2 protein-coding genes are annotated in these 1,077 nt (G+C 73.9%); both read left to right on the top strand.

Annotated features, from left to right (window positions below):
• On the top strand, nt 1-822 hold an 822-nt coding region (locus AB0G02_RS41885; protein WP_360806647.1), incomplete at its 5' end, for an acyl-CoA reductase.
• A gap of 75 nt (nt 823-897) precedes the next feature.
• On the top strand, nt 898-1,077 hold a 180-nt coding region (locus AB0G02_RS41880; RefSeq protein ID WP_360806644.1), incomplete at its 3' end, for a hypothetical protein.

The following is a 1,077-nucleotide window of genomic DNA, read 5'->3' as shown; positions in this document are numbered from 1 at the left end:
GTCGAGCCGGTGCTGGCCGACGCCGTCGTGGCGACCTACTGGGACCGCGACGACGAGGTGACGCTGCAGGCCGCGCTGGAGCAGTCCGACGCGGTGATCGCCTACGGCGGCGACCAGGCCTGCGCCGCGATCCGCGCGAAGGTCGGGCCGCACCAGCTCTACGAGGAGCACTCGCACAAGCTGTCGTTCGGCATCGTCGGCGCGGAGTACGCGGCCAGGCACGGCGCCGCCGAGGTGGCCCGGCAGATCGCCGCCGACTGCAGCGACTTCGACCAGCACGCGTGCCTGTCGCCCCAGGTCTACGTGGTGCACGAGGACCACGCCCGCGACATCGCGCAGCACCTCACCGCCGCCATGCGCCGCGAGGCGCAGGACAGTCCACCCGGGACGATCGACGCCGAGGACGCCGCCGTGCTGCAGCACCGCCGCATCCTCGCCGAGTGGCGCGCTGCCACGTCGGAGGCGAGCGGGGTGTGGGCCCCGGACGGTCTGGAGTGGACGGTCGTGCTGGACGACGTGCTGATGCCCCTGAGCGGTTCGGGCAACCGGGTCGCCCGGATCGTGTCGGTGCCGGACGTGGCCGCCGCGGTCGACCTGATGCGCCCGTACGCCCGCCACCTGCAGAACGTGGGCCTCGGCGCGGTCGGTGAGGAGTTCCGCCGGGCCGCGCGCGACCTGGCCGTCCTCGGCGCGAGCCGGGTGTGCGCGCCCGGCGCGATGACCAAGGCGTCGATGGTGTGGCGGCACGACGGGCAGCCGCGCATCGCCGGCCTCGTGCGCTGGTGCGACGTCGAGCTCCACCCGGAACTGCAAACACCCTAGCCCCGACCGGGGCTTCCAGTCCGCCGAGCCCCGCCTCCGGGTGGGGCACGGCCTTCCTCACGGGAGGACCAGCACATGTCCGCGACGGGTGACGCGTTGGGGGAAAGAGACCTCCGCCGGATGGCGGAAGTCGTGGCCTTGGCCCGGGACACGAGTACCGGGGACGCGTTGTCGGCTGTGCTGGGCCGTGACGCGCCCCTGTCCCTCCTGAGCCACCTGGAGTTCGCGCACGCCGCGGCGCTCGTCGCCGGGGAG

This window comes from Actinosynnema sp. NPDC023658 (assembly GCF_040639995.1).
In the GTDB taxonomy this organism is placed as follows: domain Bacteria; phylum Actinomycetota; class Actinomycetes; order Mycobacteriales; family Pseudonocardiaceae; genus Actinosynnema.
The sequence above is the reverse complement of the archived record's forward strand: the minus strand, read 5'-3'. Positions and strand labels throughout refer to the sequence as shown.